Annotated in this window: 20 protein-coding genes and 1 riboswitch; of the genes, 10 read left to right on the forward strand and 10 right to left on the reverse strand. The window is 71.1% G+C overall.

Annotated features, from left to right (window positions below; translation table 11 throughout):
• Positions 1-42: 42 nt before the first annotated feature.
• On the forward strand, positions 43-795 hold the full coding sequence (locus tag HLI28_RS05160; RefSeq protein WP_171246449.1) for a LutC/YkgG family protein: 753 nt from the start codon (positions 43-45) through the stop codon (positions 793-795).
• Here the strand turns inward: HLI28_RS05160 and HLI28_RS05165 are convergent.
• The 7 genes from HLI28_RS05165 to HLI28_RS16030 form a co-directional block, all read right to left on the reverse strand.
• Positions 785-1,321: a hypothetical protein gene (locus HLI28_RS05165; RefSeq protein WP_171246450.1), complete on the reverse strand. Its 537-nt coding sequence runs from the start codon at positions 1,319-1,321 to the stop codon at positions 785-787. The genes HLI28_RS05160 and HLI28_RS05165 overlap by 11 nt on opposite strands.
• Positions 1,322-1,343: 22 nt before the next feature.
• Positions 1,344-1,742: a DUF4262 domain-containing protein gene (locus HLI28_RS05170; RefSeq protein WP_171246551.1), complete on the reverse strand. Its 399-nt coding sequence runs from the start codon at positions 1,740-1,742 to the stop codon at positions 1,344-1,346.
• A complete protein-coding gene (locus HLI28_RS05175) occupies positions 1,739-2,029 on the reverse strand; it encodes a hypothetical protein (protein ID WP_171246451.1) in 291 nt (96 codons plus the stop codon). The genes HLI28_RS05170 and HLI28_RS05175 overlap by 4 nt, the downstream gene beginning before the upstream one ends.
• Before the next feature lie 123 nt (positions 2,030-2,152).
• Positions 2,153-2,617, reverse strand: a complete 465-nt coding sequence (locus HLI28_RS05180) for an Imm10 family immunity protein (RefSeq protein ID WP_216077402.1) — start codon at positions 2,615-2,617, stop codon at positions 2,153-2,155.
• 85 nt (positions 2,618-2,702) lie between these two features.
• Positions 2,703-3,158, reverse strand: a complete 456-nt coding sequence (locus HLI28_RS05185) for a DUF4265 domain-containing protein (protein ID WP_171246453.1) — start codon at positions 3,156-3,158, stop codon at positions 2,703-2,705.
• Positions 3,159-3,235: 77 nt separating this feature from the next.
• Positions 3,236-3,391: a hypothetical protein gene (locus HLI28_RS16025; RefSeq protein WP_216077403.1), complete on the reverse strand. Its 156-nt coding sequence runs from the start codon at positions 3,389-3,391 to the stop codon at positions 3,236-3,238.
• On the reverse strand, positions 3,391-3,633 hold the full coding sequence (locus HLI28_RS16030; protein ID WP_216077404.1) for an ankyrin repeat domain-containing protein: 243 nt from the start codon (positions 3,631-3,633) through the stop codon (positions 3,391-3,393). The genes HLI28_RS16025 and HLI28_RS16030 overlap by 1 nt, the downstream gene beginning before the upstream one ends.
• Positions 3,634-3,845: 212 nt before the next feature.
• Between HLI28_RS16030 and HLI28_RS05195 the strand changes: the two genes are divergently transcribed.
• From HLI28_RS05195 to HLI28_RS05225, 7 genes are all read left to right on the forward strand, one after another.
• Positions 3,846-4,466, forward strand: coding sequence for an ATP-binding protein (locus HLI28_RS05195; RefSeq protein ID WP_171246454.1), 621 nt, complete (start codon positions 3,846-3,848; stop codon positions 4,464-4,466).
• A 175-nt stretch (positions 4,467-4,641) separates the two neighbouring features.
• Entirely contained in the window at positions 4,642-5,877 is a 1,236-nt protein-coding gene (locus HLI28_RS05200; RefSeq protein ID WP_343035669.1) for a glycosyltransferase, read from the forward strand.
• A 111-nt stretch (positions 5,878-5,988) separates the two neighbouring features.
• On the forward strand, positions 5,989-6,600 hold the full coding sequence (locus HLI28_RS05205) for a GNAT family N-acetyltransferase (protein ID WP_171246455.1): 612 nt from the start codon (positions 5,989-5,991) through the stop codon (positions 6,598-6,600).
• A 101-nt stretch (positions 6,601-6,701) separates the two neighbouring features.
• Positions 6,702-6,767: riboswitch (guanidine-III (ykkC-III) riboswitch) on the forward strand.
• A gap of 16 nt (positions 6,768-6,783) precedes the next feature.
• Entirely contained in the window at positions 6,784-7,098 is a 315-nt protein-coding gene (locus tag HLI28_RS05210) for a DMT family transporter (protein ID WP_171246456.1), read from the forward strand.
• 2 nt (positions 7,099-7,100) lie between these two features.
• Positions 7,101-7,457 (forward strand): DMT family transporter, encoded by a 357-nt coding sequence (locus HLI28_RS05215; protein ID WP_171246457.1) that lies wholly within the window; start codon positions 7,101-7,103, stop codon positions 7,455-7,457.
• Between the two features lie 114 nt (positions 7,458-7,571).
• Positions 7,572-8,351 (forward strand): ABC transporter ATP-binding protein, encoded by a 780-nt coding sequence (locus tag HLI28_RS05220; RefSeq protein ID WP_171246458.1) that lies wholly within the window; start codon positions 7,572-7,574, stop codon positions 8,349-8,351.
• Positions 8,352-8,477: 126 nt separating this feature from the next.
• Positions 8,478-8,975 carry an ATP-binding protein gene (locus tag HLI28_RS05225; protein WP_171246459.1) on the forward strand — a complete coding sequence of 166 codons (498 nt, stop codon included), beginning with the start codon at positions 8,478-8,480 and terminating at the stop codon, positions 8,973-8,975.
• Positions 8,976-9,124: 149 nt separating this feature from the next.
• Here HLI28_RS05225 and HLI28_RS05230 read toward each other — a convergent pair whose 3' ends face one another.
• The 3 genes from HLI28_RS05230 to HLI28_RS05240 all read right to left on the reverse strand — a co-directional run bounded on the left by HLI28_RS05230 (position 9,125) and on the right by HLI28_RS05240 (position 12,644).
• Entirely contained in the window at positions 9,125-9,853 is a 729-nt protein-coding gene (locus HLI28_RS05230; RefSeq protein WP_171246460.1) for an LPXTG cell wall anchor domain-containing protein, read from the reverse strand.
• A 284-nt stretch (positions 9,854-10,137) separates the two neighbouring features.
• Positions 10,138-11,676, reverse strand: a complete 1,539-nt coding sequence (locus tag HLI28_RS05235) for an LPXTG cell wall anchor domain-containing protein (RefSeq protein ID WP_171246461.1) — start codon at positions 11,674-11,676, stop codon at positions 10,138-10,140.
• 293 nt (positions 11,677-11,969) lie between these two features.
• Positions 11,970-12,644 carry a glycosyltransferase gene (locus tag HLI28_RS05240; RefSeq protein WP_171246462.1) on the reverse strand — a complete coding sequence of 225 codons (675 nt, stop codon included), beginning with the start codon at positions 12,642-12,644 and terminating at the stop codon, positions 11,970-11,972.
• A gap of 86 nt (positions 12,645-12,730) precedes the next feature.
• On the opposite strand from HLI28_RS05240, the gene HLI28_RS05245 reads away from it, so the two are divergent.
• Complete coding sequence (locus tag HLI28_RS05245) at positions 12,731-13,732, forward strand: NAD-dependent epimerase/dehydratase family protein (RefSeq protein WP_171246463.1); 1,002 nt, start codon at positions 12,731-12,733, stop codon at positions 13,730-13,732.
• Positions 13,733-13,748: 16 nt separating this feature from the next.
• Positions 13,749-14,480, forward strand: coding sequence for an HAD hydrolase-like protein (locus HLI28_RS05250; protein WP_343035671.1), 732 nt, complete (start codon positions 13,749-13,751; stop codon positions 14,478-14,480).
• Positions 14,481-14,489: the final 9 nt, after the last annotated feature.

The raw sequence follows: 14,489 nt of genomic DNA on the forward strand, positions 1-14,489 counted from the left end.
GGCCGCATCGGATCAAGACACTCGATCCACGGAGGGTGAACGATGACCGCGCGCGAGGACGTGCTGCGCCGGATCCGGGCCGCGCTCGGGCAGCCCGGCGCGGGCACGACGCCGGCCGGTCACGTCGGCACGGCCCCCGCAGCCGTCGATGTGCCGCGGCAGTACCGGACCGCCGGGGACGACGCGCCCCGGTCGCAGGCCGTCGTCGAGCAGCTCGTGGACCGCCTGGAGGACTACCGGGCCCACGTGCACCGGGTCACGGCGGGCGAGCTGCCCGCCGTGGTGGCGCGACGGGTCGGCGACCTGGCACCGGCCTCGGGCGACGCGCCGTCCGTCGCCGTGCCGCCCGGGCTTGAGCCCGCGTGGCTCGACGCCCTGCCGAGCTACATCGTCGTGCACCGGGACTCCCCCGACGCGCCGATGACCGCGCACGACCTGGACAAGGTCTCTGCTGTCCTGACCGCCGCCCGGGTCGCGTGCTCCGAGACCGGCACCATCGTCCTGGACGCCGAGGCGGACCAGGGCCGCCGGGCGATCTCCCTGGTGCCCGACGTCCACCTGTGCGTCGTGCGGACCGACCAGGTCGTCCAGACCGTGCCCGAGATGGTCCGCCGGCTCGCCAAGCATCCCGAACGGCCGCAGACCTGGATCTCGGGCCCCAGCGCCACCAGCGACATCGAGCTCGACCGCGTCGAAGGGGTGCACGGGCCGCGCACGCTGCACGTCCTGCTCACCGCAGGGCGACAGGAGCCGCAGCAATCACCGGCGACGGATCGAGCGACTGCTAGTCCCTAGCAAAGGTCACCGCGCTCTGACAGTAATTAAGATCCCCATCATCCTGGACTCGACACATCTCGATCACGAAGTCAGCCAGTGCATTCGTCGTCGGCATTCCGTCCGCGTCCGTTGCGCCGGGCTCAGCCTTCCAGTCGATCAGGTGGATCTGTACCGCGTATCGGCCAGAATCCAACGGAATCTCGGGCATAGGGGCGCCAAAATCCTCGCCAACGGCCTCCAGTCCGCCCAGCGCGACCATCCCGTCAGAGACAAGAAGATACGGTTGCGACGAAACCACCCGGAAGGCCTCCTCACGCTCAGTGAGGGTTCCTAGTTCGGACACGACACGAACGGTAAACTCGTACGCCCCATCACCACCAATATTGATGGGGACCAGCGCGCCCTCAGCGATCACCGCGGCAAGAGCGGAGTCCCCCGCGACCCGATCCTCCCATTCATCGATCCCCGCCACCTCAGAGAATCGGGAAGTCCTCCACAACGCGAACAGGCCAGCGTCCGTGCGCACGGTACTCGTCACTTCCACGTCAAGTTCCTCTCTCTTCTGGCTACGGCAACAGAGATTGCCTATCGCTCAGCCAGACCGGCGCGTCTTCTTCCTCGGGGAATCTTCCGTTTCTGTCAGGCCACAGGAGCTGGAGCGCGTCGAAGGAATCCTCGCCGTAGAACACCGTGGCCTGTACCAGGTTCGAGATCAGAATATCTCGCGAGAGCGCCCGGAACCGAACCTCGGCTCCCTCAAGAATTTCACCCGACGCGTCACCATCTCTATATACCCTCCCGTCAGTCAGCATGGACTGCACTGAGCTCAATACGCTTCCTGACAGCTCCTCCGCAAATCCAGCCACAACAACTTCGGCGTGATCATAACTGGAAGTAAACCCGATACTGTACGCAAAGGGAGGAAGTTTTGCTTCGGAATCGAAGACCCAAATACAGCTCCTCAGGACGGGCTACCCGATCCTGCGGACCGACACCACCCACGACGCTCCTCCAGCAGCCTCACCCAATCGTTCTCGGAGTTCCGCGAGTAGTCGACGCTCGCCGCACCGGGTGCCGTTTCGATGAGATGGAGCACGAACCACCCGAAACCGAAGCATCCGTCAGGTCCGAAGGCTCCCAGGAGGGCCTGAGCCTCCTCGTCCGTCACCGGCTTCTCAATGGCTTCGAGGAGACCCTCAATCGTGTCAAGCTCCTCGGGCGTAGCCCTGACTTCGGCAGGGAGGGGGGTCATGTCGACAAATTCTTCGACTGAGCGACGAATCATCAACCCACCTCTCTGTCAGCGCGGGCCGTGAGGGCGACGATGTCCTTGGCCGACGCGTCCGACGGGACCTCCCCGTCGAAGCTGTACGAGTCATCGCAGAAGACGACCTGCTCCTCGGCCTGCAGGGTCGGCGGGAACGTCCGACTCGCCGAGGTGCCGCACTCCCGGACGTCTCTCATAGGAGCCCCACACCAGGATCTCGCGCAGCCTTGCGGAGAGTTCAGCAGTGTCGACACCGGTGTCGCCCAGATCCACCTCGACGACCGACGACACCTCCAAGGCGTCGGCATCGTCACCTCTAAGCTGAAGACGAAGGAGGTGGCCGACCAGGCTCACGTCGAGCAGACAACCGTAGACGGTCAGACCTCGTTCGGTGGAGACGCAGTACGAATCCATCCCCGACCGGATCTCCTGCGCATCCGGGGGATAGGTCGAACGCTGGATCGAGAAGGATCGCTCACAACCGCCCTCGTCCTCACCGGCGAACGCGACCTCCAGAGCCTCCTCGTCGTCGTAGTCCTCGAAGAACCCCACGTTCCGGGCCTTCAGCCGCACCGTCTGCCTCCCCTCGGTCCGAAGATTCATTCTTCCGTGACGGGTCGTCCGCGGCCCGGTCCACGCTCGTCGTCAGACGGTATCGTCAATCCCGCGCCTGGCGGTGATGGATGCCCGAGATTGCGCCCTCCTGAAGGCCGATGCCACCTGCCTGTTGCCGGCGGATCAGCCAGCCGCGCAGCGACGCGTAGTCGACCGTGGGCGGAACGTCGACGGCGATCAGCTGGGCGAACGTGCACGACGACTCCCAGACGCAGCCGACCGTTCCGAGGTGCTCCTCGACCGCTGCTCTCTCGTCGTCCTCGTGAAGGACGATCCTGAGGGTCGAGTATCCGGACTCTCCGGTCAGCTCCTCGTAAACGAGCTCGCGGAGCTCATGGTCCGGACGTGCGGCGATGCGGTCGCCATAGGCGATGCCCCGGACGAAGAGCGGCGTGTTGAGGACTCGGAGCTCGCCCCTGACATCCGTCCTCTCGCACCACGTGCGCTCGCTGAGCACGGGTGGCCAGCTGTCGCTCTCGGCCTCCATCTCGAACGACACTTGAACATCGGTGCGGCGCCCGGCTCCCCAGAGAGCTCTCTCACATCTGAGATCATTTCGCTCCTCGTTCGCGGAGATCAGCAAAGTGCTGTGCGATATTCGTAGTTCGCCACCAGTTCGGCCGTTCCGCGAGGGGTGCTGCCGTACGCGTTGGCGGCCATCGGGTCGGCGCCCCTCGAACGGAGCAGAGCGATGACGTCCCCTCTACCCCGAGAGTTCGCGACGGCAACCATCAGTGCGGTGTTGCCGAACCGATTCCTCTGATCGACCTCGGCACCACCGTCCAGCGGGGCGCGAGCCGCCTCCGGATGTCCCCCTGGGGCGCGAAGTGCAGCGGAGTGAAACCCGACCTGTCGGCCGCCCCGGGGTCGCAACCGGCCGCAACCAAGGACCTGACCTCCTCGACGTCGCCGTCCAGAGCGGCAGAGTGCAGAGGGGTCCTTCCCCCGCGGTCAGCCTCGTCGAGGCTTTCCATCGCTGTGGCCCCTCATCGTGTCGGGCATCGATCAGGACGTGGACGGGCTGCCCGGATCTCGTCCTTTCGGTCGCCATTGAACACGACATTGCCCTTGAGCAGGGTGGACCGAGACTGGCAACTGTTCGACGGGCAGGCAACGCCGGCTCGTCCCCGGTGCCCCGCACTCGGGCCGTGGGCCCGCCTCCGCCGATGCGGAACAATGGGCCCCCGTGACCGACGCGCTCTTCGACGTCCCCGCCGACGCCCGCCGCCCCGCCACCCGGATCGTCCTGCTCACCGGAGCCTCCGGCAGCGGCAAGTCCGCCCTGACCCGCCGGCTCGGACTGCCCGTCGTCATGCTGGACGACTTCTACCGCGACCACGACCACCCCGGGATGCCGCAGGCGTTCGGCATCGTCGACTGGGACGACCCGGCGAGCTGGGACCACGACGCCGCCCTGGAGGCGCTGCGCACCCTCGCGGCCACGGGCCGCACCGAGGTGCCGGTCTACGACATCCCGACGTCGCGCCGCACCGGCGCCTCGGTGGTCGACGCGCACGGCGAGAAGGTCGTGATCGCCGAGGGCGTGTTCGCGGCCGAGCTCGTGGCCGACCTGCGCGCCGACGGCATCCTCGCCGACGCGATCTGCCTGGCACGTCCCCGCCTGGTGACCTTCTGGTTCCGCCTGCTGCGCGACCTCGGGGAGTCCCGCAAACCCCCGTTCACGCTGCTGCGACGTGGCTGGGGCCTCATGCGCGCCGAGCCGGAATTCGTGCGCCGCTGGACCGAGCTCGGCTGCCGGCCGCTCACCCCGAGCGTCGCCGAGCAGGAGATCCGGTCCGTGGCCTAACCTGTGCCTGATCGTCGTGCTCCCGCGCCGAACCTCCTCCGTGCTGCCGCCCTCCTGACCTGTCGAAGCCAGACGCACCGCGCGCCGTCGCGCGACCCCGCACCGGGGTTGCCTCAGGCAGCGCCCTCTGAAGTGTCATGAAGACTTAACACGACGGTCATCCCTGCCACATCACGTGGCTTCACCGTGGTTCCAGGAGGTGGTCGAGGTGTTCGAACACAGTTCACTGCGTGTCCTGTCCCTCTACGAGGGCTTCTTCTCCGGTGGCGCCCGCGTGCTGCACTCGACAGTGGTGTCGGGTCTCCACGCGCACGGCCACCAGCAGCACTCGGCGCTCAGCCTGTACAGCGCCGTGCGCCGCGAGACCATGCTGCAGCGGATGGAGGACGACCCCCGGTTCCTCGCGCTGCGCGCCGCGGGCGTCCGCATCTCGACACTGGGCCGGTCGACGGACGACGACCACGACCCGCGTGTCTTCACCGACGCAGAGATGGAGGTCGCCCGCCGCGAGGCGACGGGGGCCGACGTCGTCCTGTCCCTCAAGGAGCAGCCGCTGCGCCTGGCGAACGCGGCCGGGTTCCCGGACCGTCCGGTGGTGGCGTGCCTGCACCGCTCCGACCCGGAGAACTCCGGTGCGGCCCTGGACGACCTGCGCACCGCCGCCGACAGCGGGCTGCTCGCGGCAGCGGTGTGCTGCGCCGAGTCGACCCGGGACGCCTACGCCGCGGCCGGCGTCCCGGAGCACCTGCTCAAGGTGGTCCCCAACGGCATCGACCTCACGCGGTTCCACCCGCTGCGCCGCGTGCGCCGGCTGGCGCTGCGGGGATCGGCCGGCATCCCGGCCGACGCGACCCTCGTCGCCTATGCGGCCCGCTACGACGCGATGAAGAACCCGACGCTCTTCGTCGCCGCCGCACGCCAGTTCCTGGAGCGCGACGACTCCGGACACGTCATGATGTGCGGCGCCGGCATGACGCGGGACAACACCGGACTGACGGAGCTGCTCGACCAGGCCTTCGGGGACCGTCCCGACCTGCTCGCCCGCGTCCACACCCTCGGCGTGCGCCGCGACATGGAGAACGTCTACGCGATGGCCGACGTCGTCGCTCTCACCTCGGCCTACGGCGAGGCCGCGCCGCTGTGCCTCATCGAGGGCGCCATGAGCGGCGCGGTCCCCGTGACCACGCCCGTCGGGGACAGCGCGCGGCTGGTCGAGCGCATCGGGTTCGTGACGGGCTTCGACGCCGCCGAGATCGCCGAGACGTGGATCGAGGCCGCGGCACGACGCGGCGAGCTGCGCGGGGCGCTCACCGCGGCACGCCAGCGGTTCAGCCACGTCCGGATGCTCTCCGGCTACGCCCAGGTGCTCGAGCAGGCCGTGCGGGGCACCGGTCTGCAGGTCGCCGCCTGACGACCGGGCGACGGGACGCCCGCTCCGGCGTCCCGTTGCCGGGCCCGGCGGGACCCGCTAGGACTGGAGGCGTCCGGAGCGCTCCGGGCGACGCGTCCGGGAGGTGAGTGGATGCCGGTCCCCGACCCCGCCGCACCGACGCCGGCGGACGTCGACGTGCGCCCCGCGACCGTCTTCGAGGACGTCGCCACGCTCGTCGGACCGCGGCGTCCCGACGCGACCGTCTGCTTCTGCCTGAGCTACCGGATCGGCTCGACGGAGAGCCGGCGCCTGCGTGGGCCGGCCCGCGGCGAGCGCGTCCGCGAGCTCTGCGCGGAGGATCCCCCTCCCGGCGTCGTCGCCTACCTGGACGGAGAGCCCGTCGCCTGGGCCGCGATCCACCGCCGCGCCGACACGTCGTTCGCGACGAACCGCCGCATCCCGCACGTCGACGACGTCGACGCGTGGTCCCTGTGGTGCCTGCGCGTGCGGCCCGGGTACCGCCGGACCGGGCTGACCGCCCCGTTGATCGAAGGGGCGGTCCGGTTCGCCCGCGACCGTGGCGCACCGGCGGTCGAGGCCTACCCGCTGGACAACCAGGGCGAGCGCATCGACACCACGATGGCCTACGTCGGCACCCGCACGATGTTCGAGCAGGCGGGTTTCACGGTCGCCGCCGCGACGTCGTCGACGCTCGACGGGTTCCCGCGCGTGCTGATGCGCCAAGCGCTCGACGGGTCCTGACGGCCCGGCCTCGCTCGGCACGCCACGGGCCGGTCTCGCGCGACAGGCCCGGGTGACGCGTCTGACATCGACTCCGGTGCACCGGGTGTGTACCGTGATGAGCGGAGCCCGACAGTGGGTTCGCGGACGAGGGAGCAGTACCCGCCACACGACAAGACTGCCGCGAAAGAGGTACGTCTCGTCATGGCCTGGATCGTCCTGCTCGTCTCGGGTGTGCTGGAGGCCGTGTGGGCCACCGCGCTCGCCGCCTCCGGAGGCTTCCGCAAGCCGAAGCCCACCCTCCTTTTCGTCGTCGCGCTCGCCGCCAGCATGGCCGGACTCGCGTGGGCGATGACCGACCTTCCCACCGGCACCGCGTACGCCGTCTGGGTGGGGATCGGCGCCACCCTCACCGTCGTGTGGGGGTTCGTCACCGGGCAGGACCGCGTCAACGTCGCGCGCGTCCTCCTCCTGACCCTGCTCGTCGGCTCCGTCGTGGGCCTCAAGGCGGTGAGCTAGCCATGTCGTGGCTGATCCTGCTTCTCAGCGCCGTCGCCGAGGCCGTGTGGGCCACCGCGCTCGGCGAGTCCGAGGGCTTCTCCGTCCTCGGCCCCACCATCGTGTTCTTCGTGTTCCTCGCCATCTCCATGGCCGGCCTCGGCTGGGCCGTGCGCCGCATCCCGCTGGGCACCGCCTACGCGGTGTGGGTGGGTCTCGGCGCCGCCCTGACGGTGTCCTACGCCATCGCGACCGGCGAGGAGCCCCTCTCCGCCCTCAAGGTCGTGTTCCTCCTCGGGATCGTCGGGGCCGTCGTCGGCCTCAAGCTGGTCCCGCACGACACCCCGACCGCGGAGCGGGACGTCGACGTCCGCGACTGATTCGCGCCCGCGGGGCCGGGGGAACCTCCGCGGTGCCCCGTTCGTCGTACCGTGTGGCCCGCCGGAACCCTTTCCTCCGGCGGGCCACCACTCCCCTGCACCCCGAAGGTCCCGATGAGCTCGAACACCACCCCGATCCTGCGCGCCACCGGCCTCTCGGCCGGCTACGGCGGCCCCGACGTCGTGCGCGACATCGACCTCGAGCTCACGACCGGCTCCGCTCCCGTCGGCGTCGTCGGGCCGTCCGGGGCCGGCAAGTCCACGATCGTGCGCGCGCTGGTCGGACGGGTCAGGCCCACCAGCGGTCATGCCACCTGGCACGGCCGCACCGTGAGCCGCATCGGGCTGCGCGACAAGAAGGCCTTCCGCACCCAGGTCCGTCGCGTCACCCAGGAGGGCATCGCCGACGCCGACGCCCGCTGGACCGTCGACCGCGTGCTCGGCAAGGCCCTGACCGACGCCCGCAAGGCCGGCCGCCCCTCGGGCCGCACCGTCGAGGAGCTGCTGGCCGACGTCGCCCTCGAGCCGCGTTTCGCGCCCCGGCAGATCGGCACGCTCTCCGGGGGCGAGAAGCAGCGCGTCGCGCTCGCCTCCGCGCTGGCGACGCGCCCGGACGCCCTCCTGCTGGACGAGCCCCTGACCGCCGTCGACCCGGCGATGCGCGGCGAGGTCGTGCGCCGGCTGGGCGAGGCGACGTCCGCCCAGGGCACGGCCGTGCTGCTGGTGACCCACGACCTGGAGCTGGTGGAGCGACTCTGCCCGACGGTGCACGTGCTCGCCGACGGCACCTTCGTGACCTCCGGGAGCCTCTCGCAGGTGCTGGCGACCGCGACGCACCCGGTGGTGCAAGAGCTCGCCGAGGCGGCACCGCAGGCGGTCCAGCGGTTCCGCTGAGTCCGCCGACTCGGCGAAAGGCCGTCAGGCGGTCCCGTCCGGCGCATTGTAGGCTCGACGGCGAGTCAGTCTCGAAGTCCGCCAATCGTGAGGGGTAGCAATGCTCGTCCGGGGCGGTGTCACGGGATGACGAGCGGATCCCCGAACACGGTCATGGCCCGATGGGCGATCGACTCCCCGGAAGACCTCGCGCGTATCCGCACGGACCTCGACCGCGCCCTGCAACGGATGGAAGCGGTGGACTGCGACTGCTTCGCCCCCTCGGGTGCGAGCCCGGACCACGTGGTCCTCATCGCCAACGAGCTGGCGTCCAACGCGCTGGAGCACGCGGACGGGCCGGCACGGGTCGAGCTGCGCTGCGACGGCGCGACCGTCGTCGTCTCCGTGACGGACCAGCGCCCCGACCTCCCGCCCGTGCTCAGCCCGCACCGCGATCTGGGTGAGGGCGGATTCGGCCTCCAGCTGGCGCTGCGTGTCGCCGACGAGGTCGGCTGGTACCGCGACTCCGCCTGGGAGAAGCGCGTGTGGGCGCGGTTCACGCTGGCCGCGCGAGACCGCTCGCGGAGCGGTTCCGGGTCCGCACGCCACGCCGCACCGGAGACGCGGACGCCCGTCGGCCGGTGACGAGCGACGGCTCGTCGCGGCGTTCTGCGTGCCGTCGGCCGTAGCACCCCCACGTCACGTCTGGAACGCCGCGTCGCCCCGCTCCGAGGACGGACGGCGAGGGCCCGACCGGGAAGCTCCCGGTCGGGCCCTCGAAGAACGTCAGGCGATCAGGCCCGGCGGCGCATCCAGAGGAAGGTGCCACCGGCGGCGATCAGCGCGAGCGCCCCGATCGCGATGGCCGTGACCTCGGAACCGGTCTGCGGCAGCTCGTCCGTGGTGGGCTCCATGCTGTCGCCCGGGGACGGCTCGTCGGAGACGTCGGTCGAGGGCTCCGTCGACGGCTCGGTGGAGGGTTCCTCCGACGGCTCCATCGAGGGCTCCTCGGAAGGCTCCATCGAGGGCTCCTCCGACGGCTCCATCGAGGGCTCCTCCGACGGCTCCATCGACGGGGAGGGCGACATCGAGGGCGAGGGGGACACCGACGGCGACGTCGACGGGGCCGGCGAGTGCGAGGGCGACGGCTCGATCTTGACCTCCAGGACGGAGACGTGGCTGATCTCCTGCACCTGGCCGTTGTTGTTGGTTGCCGGGGACTCGACCAGGTACTCGGCGACCGGCTCGTCCAGCGTGATGTACGTGACCCCGTCGTTCGCCGCCTTCACGCAGATCTTCGTGATCAGGTAGCCCTCGGACGCCGTCACCTCGAACGTGGTCTCGTCGATGTCCTCGGTCTTGATCCACCCGTCGTTCTCGTCCGGGCAGACCTGCTCGTCGCTGGTCGTGATGGTGGCGCCCGGCGTGGCCGTGGCCACGGGAAGCCCCACGAGGGCACCGAGGAGGAACAAAGCGGCGGCGGCGATCAACGCGATCGGCAAGCGGAATCGAGCAGCGGTCATCGCTGGTGTCTCACTCTCAGGCTGGTCGTGACGAGGCGGCGCTTGGCAGCCTAGGGGAGTCCGTGCCAGGTCGGAAGGCCCGTCCGCGGAACGTTACCCGCTGGTGATATCGCGGACTCAGGACTTCTGTCCGTTCTGCCCGATCTTCCCGGCCCATCATGATCCGGGCCTCGGGGTCGCCGATCCGGGGGCCGCCGAGCGGATGTCGGACGAAGCCAGGTGCCGGACGGCAGAAGGCCCGCCCGGGGGTTCCCCCGGGCGGGCCTCCGTGCGAACCCCCCGGATCAGGCCCGGCGTCGCAGCCAGACGATGGCCCCGCCGGCGGCGATCAGCACGAGCGCGCCGATCGCGATCAGCGTGACCTGCGCGCCGGTCTGCGGGAGCTCGTCGGCGCCGGACTCGACCTCGCCGGCGGACACCGGCGTCGGCTCGACGGTCGGCTCCTCAGGGGCCTCCGAGGCGTCCTCCGAGGGCTCGACCGACGGCTCCGGCGTCGGCTCGGTCTGCGGTGGCGCGGCAGCGCAGCTCGGCGTGGCCGGCGGGTAGACGAGGTCGACGGAGATCTCCGGGTTCACGACGAGCGTCGCCTCGATGTCCCCGCGCGTCCAGGCGTCGTTGCCGTTGGTCGGCACCCAGGTGCCGTCCTCGAGCTGGGCCCAGCCCGGCCAGGCCGTCGGGGTCTCCCCGTCGTCCGCCACCGCGGCTCCGGGCCACAGCGTGCGACCGGACAGCGTGCCGTCCTCTCCGAGCATGCCGAGCTGAAGCGTCTCCGTGTGCGTCCCGTCGGTGAGCACGAGGGTCACGGCGCGCTCGGGAGACAGGCCGTCCGGGTCGGTCAGGACCACGTCGAAGGAGATCCACGGCGCGTTCGCGACGCACTCGCCGACGGCGACCGAGCCGGCCAGCGAGGGTTCGACCGGAGCGGACGTCGGCTCCTCCGACGGCTCCGTGCTCGGCTCGGCGGACGGCTCCTCGCTGGGCTCCTGGGAGGGCTCGACGGACGGCTCCTGCGAGGGCTCAGCGCTCGGCTCGACGGACGGCTCCTCCGAGGGCTCGACAGAGGGCTCCTCCGACGGCTCCGTGCTCGGCTCGACGGACGGCTCCTCCGAGGGCTCGACAGAGGGCTCGACGGACGGCTCGACGGACGGCTCCTCCGACGGCTCCGTGCTCGGCTCGACGGACGGCTCCGGCGTCGGCTCCTTGCACTCCACGAGGCCTTCCCAGTGGTAGTTCGTGCCGTCGACCTGCACCCACTCGTAGGCGTAGCGGGTCCAGCCGGGCCACTGGTCGAGCGTCGTCGGGTCGAAGCTCTCCACACCCGTCCACCGGCCGGCGTCGTGGTGGAAGTTGAACGTCTCCACCTCGTCGGTGTCGAGGTTGCGGACCCGGACGTTGACGTCGTTGCCGGACACGCCGTCCGGGTAGGTCACCGTCAGGCCGGCCTCGCAGGTCGGCGCGGGGTACGGCCAGCCACCGTCGTCCGCGACCTCGCGGATCGAGACGTGGCTGATGTCCTGGACGCTGCCCTTGCCGTTGTCCGACGGCGAGACGATCAGGAAGGTCTTCGCCGGGGGGTCCACCAGGAGTCGCTCGACGGTGCGCGCGGACTTCACGCACACCTCGGCGATGAGGTGGCCCTCGCTCGCCTCGGCGAGGTACTCGGTCCCGGTGAGGTCGTCGATCTTGGACCACTCACCGTCGGCGGGGCAGGTCGCCTGGCCGTTGCCGTTCCCGGCAACAGCGGCACCTCCCGCGGGCAGGGCGGCGGCGCCGGGGAGCGCCACGAGGGCGCCGAGCAGCATCAGCACGGCGGTGGCGATCATGGCGATCGGTAGGCGTAGACGGGCAGCGGTCATCGCTGGGAGCTCACTCTCGGGGGGTCGACGTGGAGACGGCCTGGGAAGCCTAGAGCACCCGTGACCTGCGACGGGACACCGACCGCACCCGGGGCCGGGCCGTGCGGTCCTGTCCGGCACGTCCCCTGTGCCCCGCTGGCCCGCTTTTCCGCTTGTTCAGGGCTTCCGTGCCGGTTCCGGCTCCTCTTCACCGGCGGAACGAATTCACCCGGTGTGTCGTCGTGGGGACGACCCGCGGTACACGCCGGGACGCGAGCGGCTCAGGAGTCGTCCGCGACGAACCGCTGCCGGGTCTCGGCGAGCAGGGGCCGGTCCGCGCGCAGCACGACGGCGACCCAGAGCACACCGAACAGGGCCAGCAGCGCCGGGGACATCAGCCAGCCGACAGCACCCGCCAGCACGACGGCGACGAGCACCACGAGGGTCGACCGCGGCAGCCGTCCGAGGAAGTACAGGGCGAGCTTGGCGGTGTCCCGGGCCCGGAAGGAGAAGAACGACGCGATCACGGTGGCCTGCACCAGCCAGAGCAGCAGGAGCACCGCGGCACCGATCCCGACACCGGTCGCCCAGGCGGGAGCCGTGCCGATCCCGGAGGCCACGGCGAGCGTCAGTCCCGCGAGCGCCAGCACGCTGGGCACCCACAGCACGAGGGCGTCCATCGCGTTGATCCGATAGCCGCGCCCGAACGCCGCCACGGGTCCGAGACCCTCCTCGATCGCCCTGTCCCCGAGCGCGAACGCCGCCGCGGAGAACGCCGGCCCCACGAACACCAGCGCGAGCGCCACGAGCGCCGTCCCGGCCGCTCCGGCGCCGCGCAGTCCGAGCAGCAGCACGGCCGGCGACACGGCGAGCGCGAAGAGGACACCGACGACCAGGAGCCGCACCGCGGTCGGGGTGTCGTCCGGAGACGGGGCGGGGGGTTCGGTCGAAGCCACGGCCCCACCGTACCGAGCCCGGCCGTGACCGTCGGTCGCACCGTCGCCACCCGGCGCGGTGCGACGCCGTCGGGCAGCATGACCCCATGACCCGCAACCCCCTCGACATCCTGTTCCTCGGCGGATCCGGCGTCATCAGCGCCGCGTCCGTCCACCGTGCCGTCGCGCAGGGGCACCGTGTCGCAGTGCTCAACCGCGGCCGCTCGACCCACCGCGAGCTGCCGGCCGAGGTCGAGCAGCTGACCGCCGACATCTCGGACGACGCCGCCGTGGACGCGGTGCTGGAGGGCCGCGACTTCGACGTGGTCGCCCAGTTCCGCGCCTTCACCCCCGACCACGTCGCCCGGGACATCGCCCGCTTCACCGGCCGTACCGGCCAGTACGTGTTCGTCTCGAGCGCGTCCGCCTACCAGACGCCCCCCGCGCGGCTGCCGGTCACCGAGTCCACGCCGCTGCGCAACCCGTTCTGGCAGTACTCCCGCGACAAGATCGCCGGGGAGGACCTGCTCGTCCGCGCCCACCGCGAGAACGCCTTCCCCGCCACCGTGGTGCGACCGAGCCACACCTACGACCGCACGCTGCTGCCCACGCTCGGCGGCTGGACCGACGTCGCCCGGATGCGCGCGGGGCGGCCCGTCGTAGTGCCCGGGGACGGCACCAGCCTGTGGACCCTGACCCACACCGACGACTTCGCGGTCGGGTTCGTCGGTCTGCTCGGCCACCCGCTGGCGATCGGCGACACCTTCCAGATCATGGGCACCCACGCGCCCACCTGGAACCAGGTCTACACCTGGCTCGGGCAGGCGGCCGGGGTCCCCGACCCGGAGATCGTGCACGTCGCCTCCGAGACGATCGCCCACGTGCTGCCCGACGTCGGGCCAGGTCTGCTCGGCGACAAGGCGCACACGATGCTGTTCGACTGCGCCAAGCTGCAGGCGCTCGTGCCCGACTTCGCGACGACGGTCACGTACGACCAGGCGGCGCACGAGCAGATCGCCTGGTTCGACGCCCACCGTGCCGCCCAGGAGGTCGACCCGGTGCTCGACGCCGGGTTCGACCGGCTCGTCGAGCATGCCGGGGCGATCTGACCGTAGGCTCGCCGCCGTGACACAGCCCCTCGTCCTCCTCGACCTCGACGGCACCCTCATGGACTCCGCTCCCGGGATCACCGCGTCGGTCGCCCACGCCTACCGCACGATCGGGCTGCCGGTGCCCGACGACGCCACGCTGCGCACGTTCGTCGGACCGCCGGTCAGCGAGTCCTTCGCGGGCCACGGCGTCCCGGCGGACCGCGCCGACGCCGCGGTGGAGGCCTACACCGAGGCGTTCACCGCCGGCGGGATGTTCGACTGCTCCGTGTTCGACGGGGTGGCGGACGCGCTGGGCGACCTGCGGGCCGCCGGCTACGAGCTCGTCGTGGCGACCAGCAAGCCCGAGATGTACGCCCGCCCGATCTGCGACCGCTTCGGGCTGAGCGACCTGGTCGACCGCGTGCACGGCTCCGCCGGCGACGGGAGCACCTCGACGAAGGCCGACGTCGTCGCCGCCGCCCTGGCCGGCTCCGGGCGCCTCTCCCCCGTCGACCCCGCCCACGGTCCGGTGCTCATGGTCGGCGACCGGGAGCACGACGTGCACGGGGCCGCCGCGCACGGCATCGACTGCCTCGGGGTCGCCTGGGGCTACGCACCGGACGGCGAGCTGCAGGAGGCCGGTGCCGTCGACATGGTCGAGGAGGTCACCGCGCTCGCGTTCGCCGTCACCGCCGCGCTCACCGTGGACGCCGGCGCCGGCGCAGGCGTCGGCGCAGGCGTCGGCGTCCACGCGATCGGGGCCTGAGCCGGCCGT

This window comes from Isoptericola sediminis (assembly GCF_013085345.1).
Classification (GTDB): Bacteria; Actinomycetota; Actinomycetes; order Actinomycetales; family Cellulomonadaceae; genus Isoptericola; species Isoptericola sediminis.

Coding starts and splice junctions, on each gene's coding strand:
- HLI28_RS05160 (WP_171246449.1), top strand. CDS start 43: ATGACCGCGCGCGAGGACGTGCTGCGCCGGATCCGGGCCGCGCTCGGG.
- HLI28_RS05175 (WP_171246451.1), bottom strand. CDS start 2,029: ATGACCCCCCTCCCTGCCGAAGTCAGGGCTACGCCCGAGGAGCTTGAC.
- HLI28_RS16025 (WP_216077403.1), bottom strand. CDS start 3,391: ATGGTTGCCGTCGCGAACTCTCGGGGTAGAGGGGACGTCATCGCTCTG.
- HLI28_RS16030 (WP_216077404.1), bottom strand. CDS start 3,633: ATGGAAAGCCTCGACGAGGCTGACCGCGGGGGAAGGACCCCTCTGCAC.
- HLI28_RS05205 (WP_171246455.1), top strand. CDS start 5,989: ATGCCGGTCCCCGACCCCGCCGCACCGACGCCGGCGGACGTCGACGTG.
- HLI28_RS05210 (WP_171246456.1), top strand. CDS start 6,784: ATGGCCTGGATCGTCCTGCTCGTCTCGGGTGTGCTGGAGGCCGTGTGG.
- HLI28_RS05215 (WP_171246457.1), top strand. CDS start 7,101: ATGTCGTGGCTGATCCTGCTTCTCAGCGCCGTCGCCGAGGCCGTGTGG.
- HLI28_RS05220 (WP_171246458.1), top strand. CDS start 7,572: ATGAGCTCGAACACCACCCCGATCCTGCGCGCCACCGGCCTCTCGGCC.
- HLI28_RS05225 (WP_171246459.1), top strand. CDS start 8,478: ATGACGAGCGGATCCCCGAACACGGTCATGGCCCGATGGGCGATCGAC.
- HLI28_RS05230 (WP_171246460.1), bottom strand. CDS start 9,853: ATGACCGCTGCTCGATTCCGCTTGCCGATCGCGTTGATCGCCGCCGCC.
- HLI28_RS05235 (WP_171246461.1), bottom strand. CDS start 11,676: ATGATCGCCACCGCCGTGCTGATGCTGCTCGGCGCCCTCGTGGCGCTC.
- HLI28_RS05245 (WP_171246463.1), top strand. CDS start 12,731: ATGACCCGCAACCCCCTCGACATCCTGTTCCTCGGCGGATCCGGCGTC.